Consider the following 19,405-nt stretch of genomic DNA (forward strand, 5'->3'; position numbering starts at 1 on the left):
GTCCCATGGTGGCGGGATTCGCCGTGGTGGCAGCAGCCTTCGTCTTCGTGTGCGGGGCGAATGACGGCGCGGCGATGCTGGCGCTGGCCGCCCGCCACCGGGAGGTGCCGCTGTGGGCGGTGCTGGCCCTGCTGGTCAGCGCGGTCGCAGCCGGTCCGGCGATCTTCGGGCTCGCCGTCGCCCGCACGTTCACCGAGCGCCTGATCGATCCGGTCGACCCCCGGGGCCCGCTGATCGTGCTGGTGGCTGTGGCATCGGCGATGCTGCTCGTGGCCGCGCTGACCTGGCGGGGAGTGCCGACGAGCATCACGCTCGCGGTGCTCGGGGCGCTTGCCGGCGCCGCCACCACCGCCGGTGCGGGCACCTCGTGGTCCACATTGGGCAAAGTGCTGGTGGTCGCCGCCGCGGCTCCGTTCGTCGGTGGCGGCCTCGGCCTGCTGCTGGGCGGGCTGGCCCGGCGGCTGCCGACGACCCATCGGCTGCCCGGCGTGCTGCGCGCGGTCCACGTCGTCGCGTTCACCGGCCAAAGCCTGGCGTACGCGGCCAACGACGGCCAGAAGATGTTCGCCGTCGCCGGCGTCGGCATGGCCGTCGCCCGGGGCGCGCCCGGCATGCGTGCACTCGGCTGGCCGGTGCTGGTGGCGCTGGCCGTGACGTTCGGCGCGGGTGCGGTGGCCAGTCTGCGACGGATGGCCCGGGGTGCGACCTTCGGGCTGCTGTCGATGCGGCCCTGGCGGTTGGTCTCGGCGGAACTGGCCGCCGCGGCGGCGGTGTTCGGCAGCGCCGGCCTGGGCGCGCCGGTGTCGATGACCCAGTCGATGGCTGCCGGCCTGGTGGGGGCGGGAGCCAGCCAGGGCGTACGCCGGGTGCGGTGGCAGTTCGCCCGGCCCGTCGTGCTGGCCTGGCTCGTCACCCTGCCGATCGCCATCCTGCTCGGGCTGGGTGTCGGCGGTCTCGTCCGGGCGTCCGGGTGAAGGCCCGGATGCGCCGCCTCTTCGACGACCTGGCGGGCCGATCACATCGCCGCATCGTGGGCGTACTGCTGCAACAGATCGACGCCGCCGTCGACGGCGTCACGCTGGCCATCGCCGTGACCGCCGGACGCCTCGATCCGGCCGGAGCCCGGCAGCAGATGTCCGATCTGGAACACCGCGGCGACGCGTACCGGGCTCAACTGGTGCCGGAGTTGTCGGCGGCGCTGACCACCCCGATCGACCGCGAGGACCTGTTCCGGCTGTCCCGCTCGGTCGACGACGTCCTCGACCACCTGCGCGACTACGTACGCGAGACCGATCTCTACGGCGTACGCCTGGACGGCACCGCCGTCGCCCTGCTCGAACAGGTGGATCTGGGGCTGAAGGAGTTGCGCCGGGCGGTGGACCGTGTCCCGTCGCGGCCCTATGACGTGCCCGCCGCGGCGTTGGCCGCGCACAAGCGGGCCGGCCGGGTGCGCCATCTCTACGGCGTCGCTGTCGCCGCGCTGTTGACCGGTGAGGTGGACGCGGCCGTTCTGAAACGGCGGGAGCTCTTGCGGCGGCTGGACGTGCTCGGCCTGCGCCTGGCCGAATGCGCGGACGCCCTGGCAGACGCCATGCTGAAGCGCGCATTGTGAACGGCCGTTAACGTATACGTAAGTATGTCTTGACAAACCGATGTCCGGCGTTACGCTTCTGTTCACACGACCGCCGGTCGTGCCCCCATCGGGCGGACCCCACGCCCGACGAGCGAAGGAGCTTGCACCGTGAGCAGGCACTCACTGCGTTCGAACCACCTCTCGCGCCGCCTCCCGGCGGTGCTTCTGTTCGCGATCACGGTCACCGCCGCCGCCGCTTGCGCTCCATCGAGCAGCGGCACCGGCAGTGGCGCCCCGATTCCCTCCGCGTCCGTCCAGGACGCCGCCAGCTTCGACCTCAACGCCCTCGTCGAGGCGGCGAAGAAGGAGGGCAGCGTCCTGGCCTACGACTCCAGCGGCGACGTCGTCGAAGTCGCCAAGGCATTCGAGGCCAAATACGGCATCAAGGCCGAGGGCGTGAAGTCCAAGAGCGGCGACACCGCCGAGAAGATGACCCGGGAAAACCAGGCGGGCAACGTCACCATCGACGTCACGTTGTTCGAAGACGGGCCGGTGCTCGTCGGCGAGCTGCTACCCCGCAACATCGTGTCGACGTGGATTCCGCCGGACCTCGCCAAGGACATCCCCGAGGCCAACCGCAACCCGCTGCTGGTGCTGTCGAAGGCCAACGTCTGGGCCTACAACACCGCCCTGTACCCGAACGGCTGCCCGGTCAAGAGCCTCTGGGAGCTGACGGAGGCGAAGTGGGCCGGCAAGGTCGTCCTGCAGGACCCGCTGGGCAAGCCCACGCTCGTCCAGTGGCTGTCCCAGACCGTCGGGCACGGCGCCGACGCCCTGGCCAAGGACTACCAGACGCACACCGGCTCGGCGTTGCAGGCCAGTGAGGCCAACGCCGGCTGGGAGTGGATGAAGCGGCTGGCCAAGAACAAGCCGGTGCTGACCAAGGCCGACGAGGACACCGCGGCCGCCGTCGCGGCGCCCCAGCAGAAGGAGCCCCGCCTCGGCCTCATGTCCATCTCCAAGTTCCGCGACGTCGAGGAGAAGGGCTACAAGATGGCCGTCTGCCAGGGGCTCACCCCCTGGGTCGGGTTCTCCTACGACAAATACGGCGCCATCGCGACCAAGTCGCAGCACCCGAACGCCGCCAAGCTGTTCATCCACTTCGTGATGACCCAGGAGGGCATCGTCCACGAGATGGGCTCCGGCGGTCTGTCGGGCAACAAGGCCGTACCGGCCAGCACCAACAACCCGCCGGGCCTGACCGGCTGGGACACCCAGCTGTTCACCGTCAAGTCCGACCAACTGATGAAGGACTACCAGCAGGGACAGGCGATCCAGGACTTCTGGCGCGTCAACCACGGCTGACCGTTGGCGATGGACCCGGCGGGCGACCGCCGGGTCCATCGGGGAGGACCATGAGATGTCAGTGATCAACCCGCCGGCCACCGGCTGGCGCGGCAAGGTCCGCTACCGGGCCCGAGTACTGCTCGCCGAGCCCACCACCCTCATCGGCCTGCTGCTCATCGCAGGCTTCGGATACCTCGTCGTGGCGCCGCTCGTCGCGATCGTCTCCGACGCCGTACGCGTCCAGTACGGCGACGACTTCCGCGCGGGCGCACCCGTCGGCGCCGGCACCAGCTACTACCTGTGGCGGGTGTTCCGCTCGCCGGTCAGCGGCGACCTGTTCTGGGAGCCGTTCTGGCACACCCTGGTCGTCGGCGTGGGCGTCGTCGTCTTCGCGGTCGCCCTCGGCGGCGCGATGGCGTGGCTGGTCACCCGGACCAACGTCCCCGGCCGCAAGTTCCTCGCCGGCGCGCTCGTGGTGCCCTACATGCTGCCGTCGTGGACGTTCGCGCTGGCCTGGCTCACCCTGTTCAAGAACGGCCGATCCGGCGGCACACCCGGCTACCTCGAGAGCTGGGGCGTACGCACACCCGACTGGCTGGCGTACGGCGCCCTGCCGATGATCGTGACCCTCGGCCTGCACTACTACCCGTTCGTCCTGCTGCTGTTCGGCAACGCCCTGCGGCGGCTCGACTCCCAGCTGGAGGAATCGGCCCGCGTCCTCGGCGCCCGCCGGGGCCAGGCGATGCGCCGCATCGTGCTGCCCCTGCTGCTGCCATCGCTGTCGAGCGCCACCCTGCTGATCTTCGGCCGGGTGCTGGGCACCTTCGGCACCCCGTACATCCTGGGGCTGCCCACCGACTACTCGCTGCTGTCCACCACCCTCTACCGCAGCATCCACACCCGCTCGTCCGGAGTGGCCGCCGTCATCGCGGCCGTCATCGTCCTGCTCGGCGTCCTGGTCGTGCTCGTCGACATGCGGCTGGTCCGGGAACAACGCCGCTTCGTCACCATCGGCGGCAAGGGCAGCATGGACCGGGCCACCGACCTGCGCCGCTGGCGCTGGCCGGCGTACGCGGCCGGGTTGGCCGTCTTCACCGCCAGTGTGGTGGCGCCCCTGCTGATCCTGCTGCTGTCCACCGTCACCTACGCACCCGGAGTGTTCTCCGCCGACAACTTCACGCTGAAGTTCTGGGTCGCCGACAAGATCCCCGACGCCGTCGGCTTCCCGCACGGGCTGCTCGTCGGGGGTGAACTGTACGAAGCGCTGTGGAACAGCGTCCGCATCGTCGGCCTGTCCGCCGTGCTCTGCGGCCTGCTCGGCCTGCTCGTCGGCTACGTCGTCGTCCGCAGCGGCAGCCCCCGGATCGCCGGCACACTGCGCCAGGTGTCGTTCCTGCCCTACCTGGTTCCCGGCATCGCGTTCGCCGCGGCGTACCTGACCCTGTTCGCCGTGCCCCGCGGACCGATCCCGGCCCTCTACGGCACCGTGACCCTGCTGGTCCTGGTCATGGTCGTGACGCACCTGCCGTACTCCTCACGGTCCGGCATCGCCGCCATGATGCAGCTCGGCAAGGAGCCGGAGGAGGCCGCGCAGGTCGTCGGAGCCGGCTGGCTGCGGCGCATGTGGCGCATCGTCATCCCGATCCAGAAGGGCGCGCTGACCACCGGTGTGGTCCTGCCGTTCATCTCCGGCATCAAGGAGCTCTCCATCGTCATCATGCTGGCCACCGCCGGGATGCCGCTGCTGACCACGCTGTCGATCCATCTGGTCGACTACGGCTACACCCAGCAGGCCAACGCGGCGGTCCTCGTCATCGCCGCCGTCTCCTTCGCGGTGACCTACCTGGCACAGCGACTCACCAAGAGCAACCTCTCCAGCGGGCTCGGAGGATAGACATGCCCCGGATCGAACTACAGCGCGTCAGCAAGAGCTACCTGTCCGGCCAGTACGCCGTCCGCGACCTGGACATGGTCATCCCCGACGGGGCCTTCATGTGCCTGCTCGGACCGTCCGGCTGCGGCAAGACGACCACGCTGCGCATGATCGCGGGCCTGGAACAGCCCACCGCCGGCGACATCAGGGTCGGGGCGAAACTGCTCGACAGCGTCGAGCAAGGCGTCTACGTGCCCCCGGAACGGCGCGGCATGGGACTGGTCTTCCAGAGCTACGCGCTCTGGCCCCACATGACGGTGACCGGCAACATCGAGTTCGGGCTGCGGATGCGCAAGACGCCGGCCGCCGAACGAGACCAGCGCGTACGCTCGGCGATGGAGATGCTCCGCATCGCCGACTACGCCACCCGCTACCCCTCCCAGCTGTCCGGCGGCCAGCAGCAGCGGGTCGCACTCGCCCGGATGCTCGCCGTCGACCCGGAAGTGCTCCTGCTCGACGAGCCGCTGTCCAATCTGGACGCACGCCTGCGGCTGGAGATGCGCGCGGAGCTCAAACGCATCCATCAGCGATCTGGGTCCACCGTCGTCCTCGTCACCCACGACCAGCTCGAAGCCATGACCATGGCGACCCACGTCGCCGTCATGAACGAAGGCGTCGTGGAGCAACTCGGCGCGCCGATGGAGATCTACGAACGCCCGGCGAGCGTCTTCGTCGCCGCCTTCGTCGGCAGCCCGCCGATGAACCTGATCCCGCTCGGCGACCACACCGGCGACGGCATCGAGACACACCTGGCCGGGTTCGTCGCCGACATCGCCGGCAAACCCCCGGTCGGCGCGACGCTCGGCGTACGCCCCGAGGCGCTGCACCTGGCCGCGGCCGCCGACGACGTCCCCGACGGCGCCTGGCGGGCTCCCGCCGAAGTCGAGACGGTGCTGCCCACCGGATCGAGCTGGACCGTCCAGCTGCGCTGCCGGGGAACGGAGCTGTTCGCCCAGACGTTCCGTGCTGTCGACGCCCGGCCGGGGGCCACGATGGTGGCCTGGGCGGCCGCCGCCGATCTGCACCTCTACGGGCGGGACGGCCGCCGGATGCCCGGCTGGGATCTGGCCACCGGCCGCACTGAACCGGGCGAGGCCGTCGTCACCACCGGAGGAGCCCGATGAGCCTCACCCTGCCCCGCGCCCTGCTGCTGGACTTCGGTGGCGTGGTCGTGCAGACCACCCGCCGCGACAGCTGGGCCGACGAGCTGGCGGCCGACGTCTGCGAGCTGCTCCGTGCCTGCCACTGCGACGCCCTCGACCTTCCCGCGGTACGCCGCGACATCCTGGCCGGGGCCGCCGCCGACTCGGCGTGGAAGGACGCCATGTCGCGGATCCCCGACCCGGCCGAACTCACCCCGGTGATGTTCTGGCGCGACTTCGTCGCCATCGACTGGCCGGAGCAGGCCCGCACCGTCGTCGCGACCCAAGCCTGGCCGCTGTGCCGGCGCATGGGCGAACTGCGTTCCCAGCGCCAGGCGCGGGCCGGGCTGATCGACCTGCTCAGCTGGTGCGAAGATCAAGGGCTGCCGGTCGGCATCGTCAGCAACGCGCTGTCCGGGATCGTCCACCGCGACTGGCTCACCGCAGCCGGCCTGGACAAACAGTTCGCGCTGCAGATCTACAGCGACGAGATCGGCATCCGCAAACCACACCCCGACATGATCGGCGTGGCCTGCCGGAGCCTCGGCATCACCCCGGATCAGGCCTGGTACGTCGGCGACAACTTCGACCGGGACGTCGTCTGCGGTCGCCGTGCCGGGGTGGGCGCCACCATCCTGATGATCGCCCGGGACACCCACGACAAGCCGTTCGAGGTCGCCGCCGAACCCGACGCCGTCGTCGACGACCCCGCCGGGCTGCTCGACCTGCTGAAGGGAGCCGTCGCGTGACGGACCTGACCCTCGTCGCCGCCGACGCCGCCACCTGCGTCGCCGACCAGCTCCGCGCCGCGTTCCGGTCCCGGCCGGACATGGAGTTCAAACGGGACCGGCACGATCCGGTCACCGTCCACGACCGGGCGGCCGAGGCCACGATCCGCGAGCTGATCCTCGCGGCCGTCCCCGACAGCCGCATCGTCGGCGAGGAGGGTGGCGCCATCGGCGAAGGATCGGTGCACTGGTACGTCGACCCGATCGACGGCACCGCGAACTTCGTCGCCGGGCTCGCCTTCTTCTGCACATCGGTCGCCGCTGTCGTCGACGGCGAAGTGGTCGCCGGGGCGATCTACGACCCCGTCCGCGACGATCTGTTCACCGCCGGCCCCGACGGCGCGTACCACAACGGAAGCCCGATGCGCAGCGCCGGTGCGACGGCCGAGACCGAAGCGCTGCTGATCACCAGCTATCCCAGCCCTCGGGAGCTGCGCGCCGAAGGCGAACCGGCGCTGGGCCGGCTGGGCCGGCTGCTCACCGAGTACCGCACCCTGCGCCGGCCGGGCAGCGCCGCCCTGTCCCTGGCGCACGTCGCCGCGGGCTGGGCCGACGTCGCCCTCGGCCTGAGCGTCAACGCCTGGGACCTCGCCGCCGGGGCCCTGCTCGTGCGGCAAGCCGGCGGCCGGTTCCTCGGCCTGCGCCCCGCCGGTACGCCGGCCACCGCGAACTGGCTCGGCCCCGGCTATCTCGCCACCGTCGGCACGCTCGCCGTCGACGGCAGCGTCGTGCTCGACACCTTCGCCGCCAGCCACGAGGTGACGCCGTGACCTACCGCTGGCTGGTGACCGACCTCGACGGCACGCTGGTCGACCGGCGGCTGCGAATGGTGCCGCGTAGCCGCGAGGCGCTGGGCCGGTTCCGGGCAGGTGGGGGAGAGGTCGTCATCGCCACCGGCCGCAGCCGGGAGTCAGCCGCGCCGTACTACGCCGAACTGAACCTCACCGGTCCGGCGATCCTCCTCAACGGCGCACTCATCTGCGACCTGTCGACCGGTGAGATCCTCCTCGACCGTCGCCTGCCCGCGCCCGTCTGGGCGGCGGCGACCGAGCTGCTCGACGCCCTCGACGGCGACGCCGCCGGTGTCGCCTTCCGCGGCGGCCAGGCCTTCCGGGTCGTGACGTCGCCGCTGATCGACGCGTACGCCGCCCGCGACCGGGTCACGGTCGAAGCCGTCGGTGACTGGTCGGATCTGCCGCCCACCGAGGTCAGCAAGGCGATGATCGTCTGTGCTTCGACGGCCGTCGCCGAGCGCGTCACCGAGAAGGCCAGCGCGCTCGACGTCACCGTCGTCGTCTCCGAACCCACCTACGTGGAGCTGCTGCCGTCCGGTGTGGACAAAGGCACCGCGCTGACCTGGCTGACCGGTCATCGGGGCGTACCGCTGGAGCAGGTGGCGGCGGTCGGCGACAACCCCAACGACATCCCGATGCTGCGCGTCGCCGGGCTCGGCGCAGCGGTCGGCGACGGCCATCCGGCGGTACGCGCCGCCGCCGACGTCGTGGTCGGGGGCTGCGACGACGGGGCAGTCGCCGACGTCATCGCCCAGATCCTCGACGGGGCCGAGCACGGCGTGCTCAGCTGATCGCGGTCACGGCCCGGCCTACCCACGGCCGGGCCGACGCCGTCAGAGACCCAGCGCCGCCAGGTACGCCTCGGCGATGATCGCGTGCCCGGGCAGGTTCGGGTGGATCCGGTCGTGCGCCCAGTCGGCCGACTCCGTCACCGTCAACGCTCGGTCGAAGGCTTGCTGGGTGCGTACGTGGATGGCGGAGAACTCCTCGGCGAGGGCTTCGACCACCTTGGCGTACCGGCCGGTTTCGACCCGCTGACCGTCGGTGGGATCGGCTTCGATGATGTACGGGTCGGCCAGGATCAGCCGGCATCCGGTGGTGTCGACCGCACCGCGCAGCAGCTGGCGCAGAGTCCGCTCGTACTCGTCCAGCGGGACGGCCTCGTCGGCGCGGCCGGTGAAAAACCGCCACACGTCGTTGATGCCGATCATCACCGACAGCCAGTCCGGTCCTTCGGCGAGGACGTCGTCGTCCCAGCGCCCGGCGAGGTCGCGCACGGTGTTGCCGCCGATGCCGCGGTTGGTCCAGCGCAGGTGCAGTTCCGGCCGCCGGGCGGTGACGAACGCCCGGACCAGGCTCATGTAGCCGTCGCCGTACGGCGCCATGTGGTCGCGGCGGCCGCAGTCGGTGATGCTGTCGCCGATGAACAGGATGTGCTGACCGGGGTGGAAGAGCTGCGTCATGATCCACAGCTTCGCATGTCCGGTCAGCTGATGGCGACCGGTGTCAGGCCGGCCGTCGACGAGGATCTGTCGCCGACGGCCTGGCGGAGTGCTGACGTCCGGCTCAGCTTGCCGCGGCGCTCCGGAACACCGGGTAGTAGCCGCCGGACTGCCCGGAGGCGAACGGGTGGTAGGAGACGCTGAGTTCGGCGAAGTTCAGCGCGTGCAGCCACTTGTCACCGCTGCAGAGCTGGTGCCCGACGAAGATGGAGCGGACGTCGGCGAAGACGAAGCCGTTGCTCTGCGCGGCGGTACGCGTGATGTTGTCGATGAGGTTGATGCCCTCGTCGATCTTCGCGTGCGAGGTGGCGCTCAACCCGACGCAGAACGTGTTGAGCTGGTAGAACACCGGGTAGGACAGCACGACGACCTTGGCGTTGGGCGCCTTGGCCCGGATCTTGCCGTAGAGCGTGTTCAGCAGGCCGGCGAGGGTCGCGTTGGCCTTGTCCTCCGCCGCCTGCACGGCGGCCACGCATTCGGTCGTCCCGTAGAGGGCGCACGTCCGCATGATGGTGGAAAAGCCCATGTCGTTGCCGCCGATGGTGATGCTGACGAGCGTGGTGGTGCTGCTCAGGGCGGACAGCTGGCTGCTGGCGACGCTCGTCGTGGTGGCGCCGGAGCAGGCGACCGACACATAGGACGCCGGGGCGTTCGCGGCCGCCCACAACGCGGGGTACGCGTTCGTGCTGCGTTGGCATGAGCCGCTTTCGGCGGTGTAGCTGCCGGCGCCGACGCCGGAGGAGTAGGAGTCGCCGAGGGCGACGTAGCGGACGGTGGACGCGGCGTTCGCGGGGGTGGCCACGAGGCCGACCAGCACAGTCAGGGTGGCTGCGAGGCTGGCCGACAGCGTGAGCAGACGCGATCGAGTCAAGGGGGCCTCCGGGTCGGGGGTGAACTCGGTGGAACTCGGTCGCATATAGATATCAATAAACGCCGCCGTTGTGAAGATCGCAAAGCGCAAGAAGTGAAAGAATTTTCGAGACCGTCCATTGAGGTCAGACGCTCGCGTCCGCCCGAATACATCGAAGCGGACGACTGCGCGTCGGCGTGCCGCCGCGCGCCGGATTTGCTTGAATCGATCTGGCGCCGTCGACGGGGACGCGCCGCGGGGGAGGGGAGTCGCCGTTGTCGGAGCTGCGCTTTCACATTCTGGGCCCGACGATCGCCAGCCGGGCCGGGCGTGACCTCGAGTTGGGCAGCCCGAAGCAACGCACACTGCTCGTCGCCCTGCTCCTGGAGCCCCGGCGCGTGCTGCCGATGCGCCGACTGCTGAACCTGCTCTGGGACGACCCGCCCACCTCCGCCACCGCCAACGCGCGCACCTACGCCTACGGGCTCCGCAAGGCGCTCGGCCCGGTCCTGCACGCCCGCGACGGCGGCTACCGGCTCGACGTGGCTCCCACCGACAGCGATCTCGGCCAGTTCAGCGCCGAAGTGGCGGCCGCCCGGCTGGCCCGATCGGCCGACGACCTGTCCGCCGCCGAACGGCACTACGAGAAGGCGCTGGGCATGTGGCGCGGCGCGTGCGGCGAGGACCTGCCCGCCGACGTGCCCCTGCAGCATCAGCTCGTCACCATCACCGAACGGCGCGCGGTCGCCATGGAGGAGTACGCCGACCTGCGCCTGCGGCAGGGACCGGATCCCCGCCTGCCGGAGGAACTGCGCCAGGCCCTGGCCGACCATCCGACCCGGGAAGGCCTGTGGGCGCTGCTGATGCGGGCGCTCGCGGCGGGCGGCGACACCGCGGGCGCGCTGGAGGCGTACCAGCGGGCCCGGACGGAGCTGGCGGCACGACTCGGCGTCGACCCCGGCGCGGAGCTGGTCGACCTGCAACGCTCGATCCTGGCCCGCGAACCGGCCGTCGTCGTGGCGTCCCCTTCAGCGCCGTCCCGCCCGGTCGTCCCGCACGAACTGCCCGCGCGGCCGCCCGTGTTCGTCGGCCGGGACGCCGCCGTCGCCGAACTGCTCGACGCCGTCGCCGACCCCGGCGTACGTCGCTACCCGGTGGTGCTGAGCATCGACGGCCCCGGCGGCATCGGCAAATCCACCCTCGCCGTCGAACTCGCCCACCGCATCAGCGAGCACCTCCGCGCCGAGGCCGGGCAAGCCGACCGCCAGACCGACGGCGAGATCTACGTCGACCTGCACGGCGGCCACAGCGGCCTGCGGCCCGCCAACCCGGCGGAGGTCCTGGTCCGGCTGCTGCGCTCACTCGGCGAACCCGAGCCGGGCCGCGAGGACCTCGGGGGGCTGTCCGCCCGCTGGCGCAGCCTCACCCACGACCGGCGGCTGCTCGTCGTGCTGGACAACGTGCTCGACGCCGACCAGGTCCGTCCGCTGCTGCCCAACGGACCCGGCTGCACCGTCGTCATCACCTCCCGGCCTCGCCTCGCCGACCTCGACGTGACCGCCCGCCAAACGCTGTCGACTCTGGACATCGACACCGCGGTGCGGCTGCTCAAAGCACACGGCGAGGCCGACGACGGCGCGCTGCGGCAGATCGCGCACTTGTGCGGCGGGCTGCCGCTGGCCCTGCGCATGGCCGCCGCCCGGCTGGCCAGCCGGACCGACCTGACCGTCGGCGACTTCGCACTGCGGCTCAGCGACGACCGGCTGCGGCTGAGCGAACTCGGCTACCGCGACACCGGCGTACGCGCGACCTTCCGGTCCAGCTTCGTCGCCCTCGCCGGCAGCGCCGACCCGGTCGACCGGGACGCCGCGAAACTGTTCAGCCTCCTCGGGCTGCTGCCGGTGTCCGACTGCTCCGCCGAAATCGCCTACGCCCTCGCCGACACCGCCCACGCCGACGCCAGCGTCGGACGGCTCGTCGAACTGCACCTCGTGACCAGCGACAACGGCCGCCTCCGGCTGCACGACCTGCTGCGCCTGTTCGCCCGGGAAGTCGCCGACGACCTGCCCACCGCCGACACCGGACCGGCGATCCACCGGGCGGCCTGGTGCTACGCCGAATCCGCCCGGCGAGCCTGGCTCTGCGTACGCCCACTGGCCGGTCGAACGCTCCCGCCGAGCCCGCTCACCCGCGCCACCCCCGCCGATCCGCGTACGCGGGCCCAGGGCGTGCAGTGGCTGGCCGAAAACTCGGCATCCATGCGCGAACTGCTGTTCGCCCTGCCCGACCTGCCGTCGGTGCCGCTGTCCGTCGGCGTCGAGATCCTCCGTCACCTGACCAGCCACGACGGGCTCGCCGGGACATTTCGCGACACGGTGGCCGTCGGCGGCCGGGTGGTCGCACTGGCCTCCACCGCCGGCGACCCCCGCGCCGAACTGGTCGCCCGGCGGCTGCTTGCCATCAACCTCCAACGGCTACGCCGCTACCCGGAGTCCCAAGCCGAGGTCCGGCCCGCGATCGCGCTGCTGCCGCAGGTGGACGATCCCGTCGAACGCATCACCACCCTCAACACCTTCGGCATCTTCCAGACCGAATGGGGCGACCTCGACGCCGCCGAACAATCCCTGCGCGCCGGACTGAAACTCGCCCGCGAACACGACGATCCACCCTGGACCAGCCTGCTGCTGCACAGCCTCGGCATGCACCAACGCGTACGCGGTGTGCTCGGAGAATCGATCGAGCTGCTGCGTGAGGCGTACGGCATCCGCCAGGCACTGGCCGACGAAGTGGGCCAGATCTACACCCGGATGCAGCTCGGCAAGGCGCTGTCCGCCGCCGGGGAGGTCGCCGAAGGACTGGCACACCTCGACCGGGCGCTCGTGGCCGCGGAACGGCTCAACTCCGCCGAACTGGCCCGGGAGATCCGGATCGACCGCATGGAGGTGCTGTCCCGAGCCGGCCGCATCGGCGAGGCCTCCGGCGAACTGCGGGCCGCCCTGGAGGTGTGCCGCCGCCTCGACGACGAGGCCCTGCGGGCTGAGGTGCTCCGCGAAGCCCAGCGGCTGCGCGTACCGGCATAACGTATCGGTGATCACGGCGCGGCGACCGAGAAGGATCACGACGGTGAAGAAGTACATCCTGTTCGACCACGACGGGGTTCTGGTGGACACCGAGTTCTGGTATTACCGAGCCGGCGAACGCGCCCTGGCCGGCATCGGCCTGACCGTCGACAAAGACCGATACCTGCGGGACATGAGCCAGGGATTGGGCACCTGGGCCCAGGCCAGGGCCGCCGGTGTCGACGAGGAGACCATCAGCCGCCTGCGCCGGATTCGCGATGATCACTACCAGGAGTACCTCAAGACCGAGGCCATCGAGATCGAAGGCGTCGTCGAGACACTCGCCGACCTGTCCCGGCACGTGCGCATGGCCATCGTGACGACGGCGAAACGCGCCGACTTCGACGTCATCCACGCCCAGCGCGACATCCGGAGGTTCATGGACTTCGTCCTCGTCCGCGAGGACTACCGGCTCGCCAAGCCGCACCCCGAACCGTACCTGACCGGCTTGCGGCGCTTCGGCGCCGCCCAGCAGGAGACGCTGGTCGTGGAGGACTCCTCTCGCGGTCTGAACTCCGCGGTGGCGGCCGGCATCGACTGCGCCGTCGTCCACAACGACTTCACCCAAGCACAAGACTTCTCGCAGGCCACGCATCGCATCAAGACTCTCCGCGAGCTGACGGACATCATCCTCGACAGCGCCGGAGACAGCTGAGAACCCAGGGGGCCCGGGGGACGGGCTCGGGACGACATGCCCGCCGCTCGTGCTTCAATGGGACGATGGCAGAGCCTGATCCCGCCGGAAGGTCGCTCGCCGACCGCGTACCGCCGTCGTTGGTGTTCCGGTGGGCGGTCGCCGGCGCTGCCGGGGTCGTGGCCGTCGCCGCGGTGGTGCTCGGGCTCTACACCGTCCGCAACATCCTCGTCCTGGTCTTGATCGCGTTGTTCGTCGCGGTCAGCCTCGATCCGGCTGTGCGCTGGATGGTACGCAGAGGGCTCCACCGCAGCTGGGCGGTCAGCATCGTGATCCTGGTCCTCGTCGCGCTGTTCGGCTTGTTCGTGTGGTCGATCGTGCCGCCGGTCGTGGACCAGAGCGGGACCCTGCTGCAGAAGCTGCCGAGCTATGTGCAGACGTGGTCGGAGAAGTCCCGCGCCATCCAGGAGATCACCGACCGGTACAACCTCACCGACCGGCTGACCTCGCTCGCGGGTGAGTTGCCGGGGCGGATCGCCAACGGCGCGCTCGGCTTCGTGCAGAAGCTGTTCGGCACGATCGCCGCCGCGCTGACCGTGCTCGTGCTGTCGATCTACTTCATGGCCGACATGCCGCGGTTGCAGCGGGGTGTGGTGCGCCTGTTCCCGCCCGCGCACCGCCGTCGGGGCGCGCACATCGTCGCCGTCGTCGTGGACAAGGTCGGCGGCTACATGATCGGCAACATCGTCATCTCGCTCATCGCCGGAGTGGCCGCGTTCATCTGCTTCCAAGCCGTCGGCGTCCCGTACGCCGTCCCGCTGGCCGTCATGGTCGCCATCACCGACCTCATCCCGATGATCGGGGCCAGCCTGGGCGCCATCATCGGCGTCGGGGTCTCGTTGCTGACCGTCGGGATCTGGCCACGATCCATCGTCGTGCTGTTGTTCTTCATCGCGTACCAGCAGATCGAGAACTACCTGATCCAGCCGCGGGTGATGCGTAACGCGGTCGACCTGTCGCCGGTGGCCGTCCTGGTCGTGGCGCTGATCGGCGGGACCGTGCTCGGCCTGGTCGGCGCGCTCATGGCGATCCCGATCGCGGCCGCGGTCAAGGTCGTGCTCACGCCGATGGTCGTCGCCGACGATCCGGCCGACGCCGGGGACGGCGAGGACGGCGAGGACCCCGGCACCGGTGGGGCCGAACCGGCGGCGGCCTGAGCCTACGGGCTACTGCCCGATCCGGCCGTCGATCCGTTCGCGCAGGAAGTCGACGTGGCCCATGTGGCGGGCGTACTCCTCGACCATGCCGAGCACGACGTCTCGATAAGACAGCGAGCCACCGCCACTGCCGTGCTTGTTCTCGGGATCGTCGACGATGGCGTCGAGGCTCGGCGCGTCGGCGAGGAACCGGGTGGAGAACTCGACCTCGGCCCGCCATGCCGCCCAGGCCTCGGCGACGACCTCGGGGTCGGCGACCGCACCGTCGAAGTCGCCGTCACGGTTGGTCTCGGAGCAGTACAACTTCGGCACATCCTGGCCGGCGAGCAGGACGCGGAACGTCCCGCGCTCCATCTCGGCGAGGTGCCGCACGAGTCCCAGAAGCGACATCGTCGAGGGCTCGACCGAGCGCCGGGCCATCTGCTCGGCGTCGAGTCCGGCGCACTTCAGCTCCAGGGTGAGGCGTTGACAGCGCAACGACTCGGCCAGCGTGGTGCGCTCGTCGGCCATCGAGGGGCCGTGCTCGCGGGGGTCGTCGTCGGAGGGGCGGCCGTCCTCGGTGAACATGTCGGCCCGTCGGGTGGTGGTGGTCATATAGTCATCCTGGTCACGGCTTTCGGCGTATAACAACTGATTTAACCGAGACGCCGGGCGGCATTGACCAGGCCGACGTGGCTGAACGCCTGCGGCGTGTTGCCCAGATGGCGACCCACGACCGGGTCGTACTCCTCGGCCAGGATGCCCAGGTCGTTGCGGAGCGTGAGCAGCCGCTCGAACAGCTCCACCGCCTCCCGATCCCGGCCGATCCCGGACAGGGCCTCGGCGAGCCAGAAGGTGCAGGCGATGAACGCGCCCTCGGTGCCGGGCAGACCGTCCACGCCCCCGTCGGCCCGCGGGTCGTAGCGCAGCAGGAAGCCGTCGTGGCTCAGCTCGCGCCGCAGCGCGTCGACCGTGCCCGCCACCCGCGGGTCGTCCCAGGGCAGGAAGCCGACCCGGGGCAGCAGCAGCAGCGCGGCGTCGAGCCCGCGCGAGCCGTAGAACTGTGTGAACGTGTTGCGGCTGGGATCGAAGCCGCGCTCGCAGACCTCGGCGTGCACGGCGTCCCGCGCGGCGCGCCACCGATCGGCGTCGCCCGGCAGCCCGAACTTCTCCACGGCCTGCACCGCGCGGTCGAAGCCGGTCCACGCCATCACCTTCGAGTGCACGAAGTGCTGCCGGTCGCCTCGGACCTCCCACAACCCGTTGTCGGGCTCGTCCCAATGGCTTTCGAGGTAGTCCAGCAACGCCCGCTGCAGATCCCACGCCTCGTCGGTGGCGCCCATGCCGACCGCGCGCGACTGGTGCAGCCCGTCGAGGACCTCACCCCACACGTCCAGCTGGAACTGGCCCGACGCCGCGTTGCCGACGCGCACCGGCGACGACTGTTCGTAGCCGGGCAACCAGTCCAACGTGTATTCGGTGAGGCGGCGCGTGCCGTCGATCCCGTACATGATCTGCAGATCGGCGGGATCGCCGGCGGCCGCCCGCAGCAGCCACTCGCGCCAGGCCTTGGCCTCGGCGACGAACCCGGTGCCGAGCAACGCCTGCAGCGTGAACGTCGCGTCCCGCAGCCAGCAGTAGCGGTAGTCCCAGTTGCGGGGGCCGCCCGGCTGCTCCGGCAACGACGTCGTGGCCGCCGCGAGTATGCCGCCCGTCGGGGCGTAGGTGAGGGCCTTGAGCAGGATCAGTGACCGCCGCACCGGCTCCTGCCACCGGCCGTCGTAGCGGAACCGGGTCATCCAGTCCGCCCAGAACTGCTCGGTGTCGGCCAGCGCCTGACCCGGGTCGACGTGCTTCGGCGTCGGCTCGTGCGACGGGCGGTAGGTCAGCACGAACGGCACCCGCTGACCGGCGGTCACCGTGAACTCCGCGTAACTGGTGAAGTCCTGGCCGTAGACCTTGACCGGCGTGCTCAGCCAGGCCGCGTCCGGGCCGGCGATCGCCGCGAGCTGACCGCCGAGGTGGCGTACCCACGGGACGATGCGGCCGTAGTCGAACCGCAGCCGCAGCGCCATCTTCATCGGCACGGTGCCGCTGACCCCCTCGACGACCCGCACGATGTCCGCGGCCTCCCCGCGGGGCGGCATGAAGTCGACCACCCGGACCGTGCCCTGGGTGGACTCCCACTCCGATTCGAGGATGAGCGAGTCACCGCGGTACCGCCGTCGCGTCGCCGGGCCGCCGTCCGCGGGCGCCATCCGCCAGAACCCCGCCTCCGGGCCGCCGAGCAGCGCGGCGAAGCACGCGGGTGCGTCGAACCGGGGCAGGCACAGCCAGTCCACCGAGCCGTCCCGGCCGACCAGTGCCCCGGTGTGCAGATCCCCGATAAGCCCGTAATCCTCGATACGCTGCGGCATGCTCCCATGATCTCCCGAAGGCGCGGTCCATGTGGGTATCGGCGGTTCGTGCCATCGTCGACCGGGTCCGATCGGTGGGCTGATCGGCCTGCTTTGGGGAGGTCGCCGGCCAGCTCACCCGGCATCCTCGAAGCCGTGTCTCAGTTCAAGCTGGTCGGCGCGGTGCTGCGCGCCATGAAGGCCGCGTACGCCGACCTGATCGGCGACTTCGTCACCCACCGCATCCGCAGCCGGGCCGCGCGTCTCGGGTTCGCTCTGACGGTGCTCGTCGTGGGTGCGCTGACCGGCGGCAATGTGCTCGGTCAGGCGTACGCCGAAGGCGGCCCGCTGATCCGCGTCGTCGCGGTCTTCGCCGCGGCGACCTGGGTGCTCGGCTTCGGGCATACGGCCGCGTTGATCGCCCGTCCCGCCCGCCGCTGACCGCCACACCCACCTCGTAGACCTCTCGTTTCGGGCATAGGCGACAAGGCAGGTTAGCCGAGCGGCGTGGCAGGGTAGCAGTCGACACGATGGCCCCCGTCGACTGGAAGGACCGCATGCCCGACTTTGCCGACCGTCCCGTCGTGGACCAGCGCCGCCTGCGGATCGACGGCCCGTTCACCTCGGCCGATCTGGAGCCGATCCGGCGGCAGCTCGACACCGAGTGCGCGGCCTGGGGCGTGCCGCCCCGGGTCCGGTCCGTGCTCGTCCTGGTCGCGACGGAACTCGTGGCGAACATCGTCGTGCACTGCGACGGAGAAGGCCGGCTGCAAGTCGCCCTCTACCGGGGGCGGCTCGTGTGCCAGGCGTTCGACCGGGGGCCGGGCATCCCGCGCAGCCATCGGGCCGGCTGGCGGCCGCCGTCGCCGTCCGCACCCGGCGGCCGCGGCCTGTGGCTGGCCCGCGTCTTCGCCGACCGGTTCGCCGTCGACTCCAGTCCGCTGGGCACGACGGTCACCGCAGTCATCGACATCCGTCCATCGTCGTCGTCGCTGCGCGGCGGCAGCGAGCCCCCCGACAGTTCCGAGGCCGACGAGCGGTGAAGCAATGATCGAATCACGTTAGGGTGTACCGATGTTGACCGTCGAGATCTCCGGCGACGCCGCCGTGACCAGGGTCGCCCTGGCCGGCGAACTCGACCTGGACTCGAAGGCGCTGCTCGCCCAAGCCGTGCTCGAAGCACCCGCGAAGGTCGTCGAACTCGACCTGGCCGCGCTCACCTACTGCGACTCGGCCGGCATCGGCGCCCTCGTCACGGCGCAACGCGAGGCGCGCGACGACGGCCGGGCGCTCTACCTGGTCAACGTCGGCGGCATGGTGCAAACCATCCTGCAGGTCTCCGGCGTCCTCACCGAACTGACCCGGCGCGCCTGACTCTCCGCGTCGTCACAGGGCAGTCCTCGCGCGCCGCTACTCCACCGGCCAGAGTAGGCAGAACGGCTTTCCAGCCGGGTCGGCGTAGACGTGCCAGTTGTCGCCCAACCCGGGCATCCGCCGGGCGCCGAGGGCCAGCGCCGCCCGGTCGGCCACCTCGATGTCGTCGACCATGATGTCGAAATGGAACTGCTGCGGATGGGCCGGATCCGGCCACTGCGGCGCGGTATAGACGTCGACCTGCTGGAACATGATCGGGCGGTCGCCCTCCTCGCCGATCATGGCCATGCCGTCGCCCTCATACGTGATCGGCTTGCCGAGCAGCTCGCTGTAGAACGCCGACAGCGCCTTGGCGTCGGGACAGTCGATCATGACGCCCATCAGCGTCACCTTCGGGTCGTCGGCCTTCAGGCAGAGGTCGAACGGGTGACCGGCCGGATCGGCCAAGGTATGCCAGGTCTCGTTCTCCCGGAGCAGGGTCGCCCCCAAAGCGAGCGCGCGACCAGTGCCCTCGGCCAGGTCGGGCACGCGTAGATCCAGGTGCGCCTGCTGTGGATACGCCGGATCGGGCCAGCGCGGCGGCACATGGTCGGGCGCATGCTGCAGGCCGACCCGCCAGCCGTCGTCGGTGGTCATCGTGATCCACTCGTCGTCGGCGTAGCGCTGGGTCCATCCAGCGAGCTGCGCATAGAAGGCAGACAGGCCGGCGATGTCGGCCGCGTCGATCACGATCGTCTTGAGCTGTCCCACCATGCCT

19 protein-coding genes are annotated in these 19,405 nt (G+C 70.7%); 14 read left to right on the forward strand and 5 right to left on the reverse strand.

Translation table 11 applies throughout. The features are described from left to right. Positions 1-5: 5 nt before the first annotated feature. The 8 genes from AB0H43_RS27195 (at position 6) to AB0H43_RS27230 (ending at position 8,368) form a co-directional block, all read left to right on the forward strand. Positions 6-974: an inorganic phosphate transporter gene (locus tag AB0H43_RS27195; RefSeq protein ID WP_360003765.1), complete on the forward strand. Its 969-nt coding sequence runs from the start codon at positions 6-8 to the stop codon at positions 972-974. A gap of 8 nt (positions 975-982) precedes the next feature. Next, complete coding sequence (locus tag AB0H43_RS27200; protein ID WP_360003766.1) at positions 983-1,612, forward strand: DUF47 family protein; 630 nt, start codon at positions 983-985, stop codon at positions 1,610-1,612. 129 nt (positions 1,613-1,741) lie between these two features. After that, positions 1,742-2,938 (forward strand): ABC transporter substrate-binding protein, encoded by a 1,197-nt coding sequence (locus AB0H43_RS27205; protein ID WP_360003768.1) that lies wholly within the window; start codon positions 1,742-1,744, stop codon positions 2,936-2,938. A 55-nt stretch (positions 2,939-2,993) separates the two neighbouring features. Beyond that, positions 2,994-4,814: an iron ABC transporter permease gene (locus AB0H43_RS27210; RefSeq protein ID WP_360003770.1), complete on the forward strand. Its 1,821-nt coding sequence runs from the start codon at positions 2,994-2,996 to the stop codon at positions 4,812-4,814. A gap of 2 nt (positions 4,815-4,816) precedes the next feature. After that, entirely contained in the window at positions 4,817-5,977 is a 1,161-nt protein-coding gene (locus tag AB0H43_RS27215) for an ABC transporter ATP-binding protein (protein WP_360003772.1), read from the forward strand. Further along, positions 5,974-6,744, forward strand: a complete 771-nt coding sequence (locus AB0H43_RS27220; RefSeq protein WP_360003774.1) for an HAD-IA family hydrolase — start codon at positions 5,974-5,976, stop codon at positions 6,742-6,744. The genes AB0H43_RS27215 and AB0H43_RS27220 overlap by 4 nt, the downstream gene beginning before the upstream one ends. Further along, entirely contained in the window at positions 6,741-7,553 is an 813-nt protein-coding gene (locus AB0H43_RS27225) for an inositol monophosphatase (RefSeq protein ID WP_360003775.1), read from the forward strand. Before AB0H43_RS27220 ends, AB0H43_RS27225 begins: the two co-directional genes overlap by 4 nt. Then, a complete protein-coding gene (locus AB0H43_RS27230; RefSeq protein ID WP_360003777.1) occupies positions 7,550-8,368 on the forward strand; it encodes an HAD family hydrolase in 819 nt (272 codons plus the stop codon). The genes AB0H43_RS27225 and AB0H43_RS27230 overlap by 4 nt, the downstream gene beginning before the upstream one ends. A gap of 42 nt (positions 8,369-8,410) precedes the next feature. Here the strand turns inward: AB0H43_RS27230 and AB0H43_RS27235 are convergent, their stop codons facing one another. Next, positions 8,411-9,040, reverse strand: a complete 630-nt coding sequence (locus AB0H43_RS27235) for an SGNH/GDSL hydrolase family protein (protein WP_360003779.1) — start codon at positions 9,038-9,040, stop codon at positions 8,411-8,413. A 103-nt stretch (positions 9,041-9,143) separates the two neighbouring features. After that, positions 9,144-9,995, reverse strand: a complete 852-nt coding sequence (locus tag AB0H43_RS27240; RefSeq protein ID WP_360003780.1) for an SGNH/GDSL hydrolase family protein — start codon at positions 9,993-9,995, stop codon at positions 9,144-9,146. A 209-nt stretch (positions 9,996-10,204) separates the two neighbouring features. Here AB0H43_RS27240 and AB0H43_RS27245 point away from each other — a divergent pair, with 209 nt between their 5' ends. From AB0H43_RS27245 to AB0H43_RS27255, 3 genes are all read left to right on the forward strand, one after another. Continuing rightward, complete coding sequence (locus tag AB0H43_RS27245; protein ID WP_360003782.1) at positions 10,205-13,009, forward strand: BTAD domain-containing putative transcriptional regulator; 2,805 nt, start codon at positions 10,205-10,207, stop codon at positions 13,007-13,009. A 43-nt stretch (positions 13,010-13,052) separates the two neighbouring features. After that, positions 13,053-13,703, forward strand: a complete 651-nt coding sequence (locus AB0H43_RS27250; RefSeq protein ID WP_360003783.1) for an HAD-IA family hydrolase — start codon at positions 13,053-13,055, stop codon at positions 13,701-13,703. A 65-nt stretch (positions 13,704-13,768) separates the two neighbouring features. After that, complete coding sequence (locus AB0H43_RS27255) at positions 13,769-14,899, forward strand: AI-2E family transporter (protein ID WP_360003785.1); 1,131 nt, start codon at positions 13,769-13,771, stop codon at positions 14,897-14,899. 9 nt (positions 14,900-14,908) lie between these two features. On the opposite strand, the gene AB0H43_RS27260 is transcribed toward AB0H43_RS27255, so the two are convergent. Both AB0H43_RS27260 and AB0H43_RS27265 read right to left on the reverse strand, forming a co-directional pair. Then, the gene (locus AB0H43_RS27260; RefSeq protein WP_360003787.1) at positions 14,909-15,493 is read right to left on the reverse strand and encodes a DinB family protein; all 585 of its coding nucleotides are present in this window, start codon (positions 15,491-15,493) and stop codon (positions 14,909-14,911) included. 41 nt (positions 15,494-15,534) lie between these two features. Further along, positions 15,535-17,295: a glycoside hydrolase family 15 protein gene (locus tag AB0H43_RS27265; protein WP_360003789.1), complete on the reverse strand. Its 1,761-nt coding sequence runs from the start codon at positions 17,293-17,295 to the stop codon at positions 15,535-15,537. Positions 17,296-17,430: 135 nt separating this feature from the next. Here AB0H43_RS27265 and AB0H43_RS27270 point away from each other — a divergent pair, with 135 nt between their 5' ends. The 3 genes from AB0H43_RS27270 (at position 17,431) to AB0H43_RS27280 (ending at position 18,648) form a co-directional block, all read left to right on the forward strand. Then, on the forward strand, positions 17,431-17,715 hold the full coding sequence (locus AB0H43_RS27270; protein WP_360003791.1) for a hypothetical protein: 285 nt from the start codon (positions 17,431-17,433) through the stop codon (positions 17,713-17,715). A gap of 116 nt (positions 17,716-17,831) precedes the next feature. Further along, positions 17,832-18,317 carry an ATP-binding protein gene (locus AB0H43_RS27275; RefSeq protein ID WP_360003793.1) on the forward strand — a complete coding sequence of 162 codons (486 nt, stop codon included), beginning with the start codon at positions 17,832-17,834 and terminating at the stop codon, positions 18,315-18,317. Positions 18,318-18,348: 31 nt separating this feature from the next. Continuing rightward, the gene (locus AB0H43_RS27280; protein WP_360003795.1) at positions 18,349-18,648 is read left to right on the forward strand and encodes an STAS domain-containing protein; all 300 of its coding nucleotides are present in this window, start codon (positions 18,349-18,351) and stop codon (positions 18,646-18,648) included. Between the two features lie 36 nt (positions 18,649-18,684). Here the strand turns inward: AB0H43_RS27280 and AB0H43_RS27285 are convergent, their stop codons facing one another. Continuing rightward, on the reverse strand, positions 18,685-19,401 hold the full coding sequence (locus AB0H43_RS27285) for a VOC family protein (protein WP_360003796.1): 717 nt from the start codon (positions 19,399-19,401) through the stop codon (positions 18,685-18,687). Between the last annotated feature and the right edge of the window lie 4 nt (positions 19,402-19,405).

This window comes from Hamadaea sp. NPDC050747 (assembly GCF_040654195.1).
Lineage (GTDB): Bacteria > Actinomycetota > Actinomycetes > Mycobacteriales > Micromonosporaceae > Hamadaea.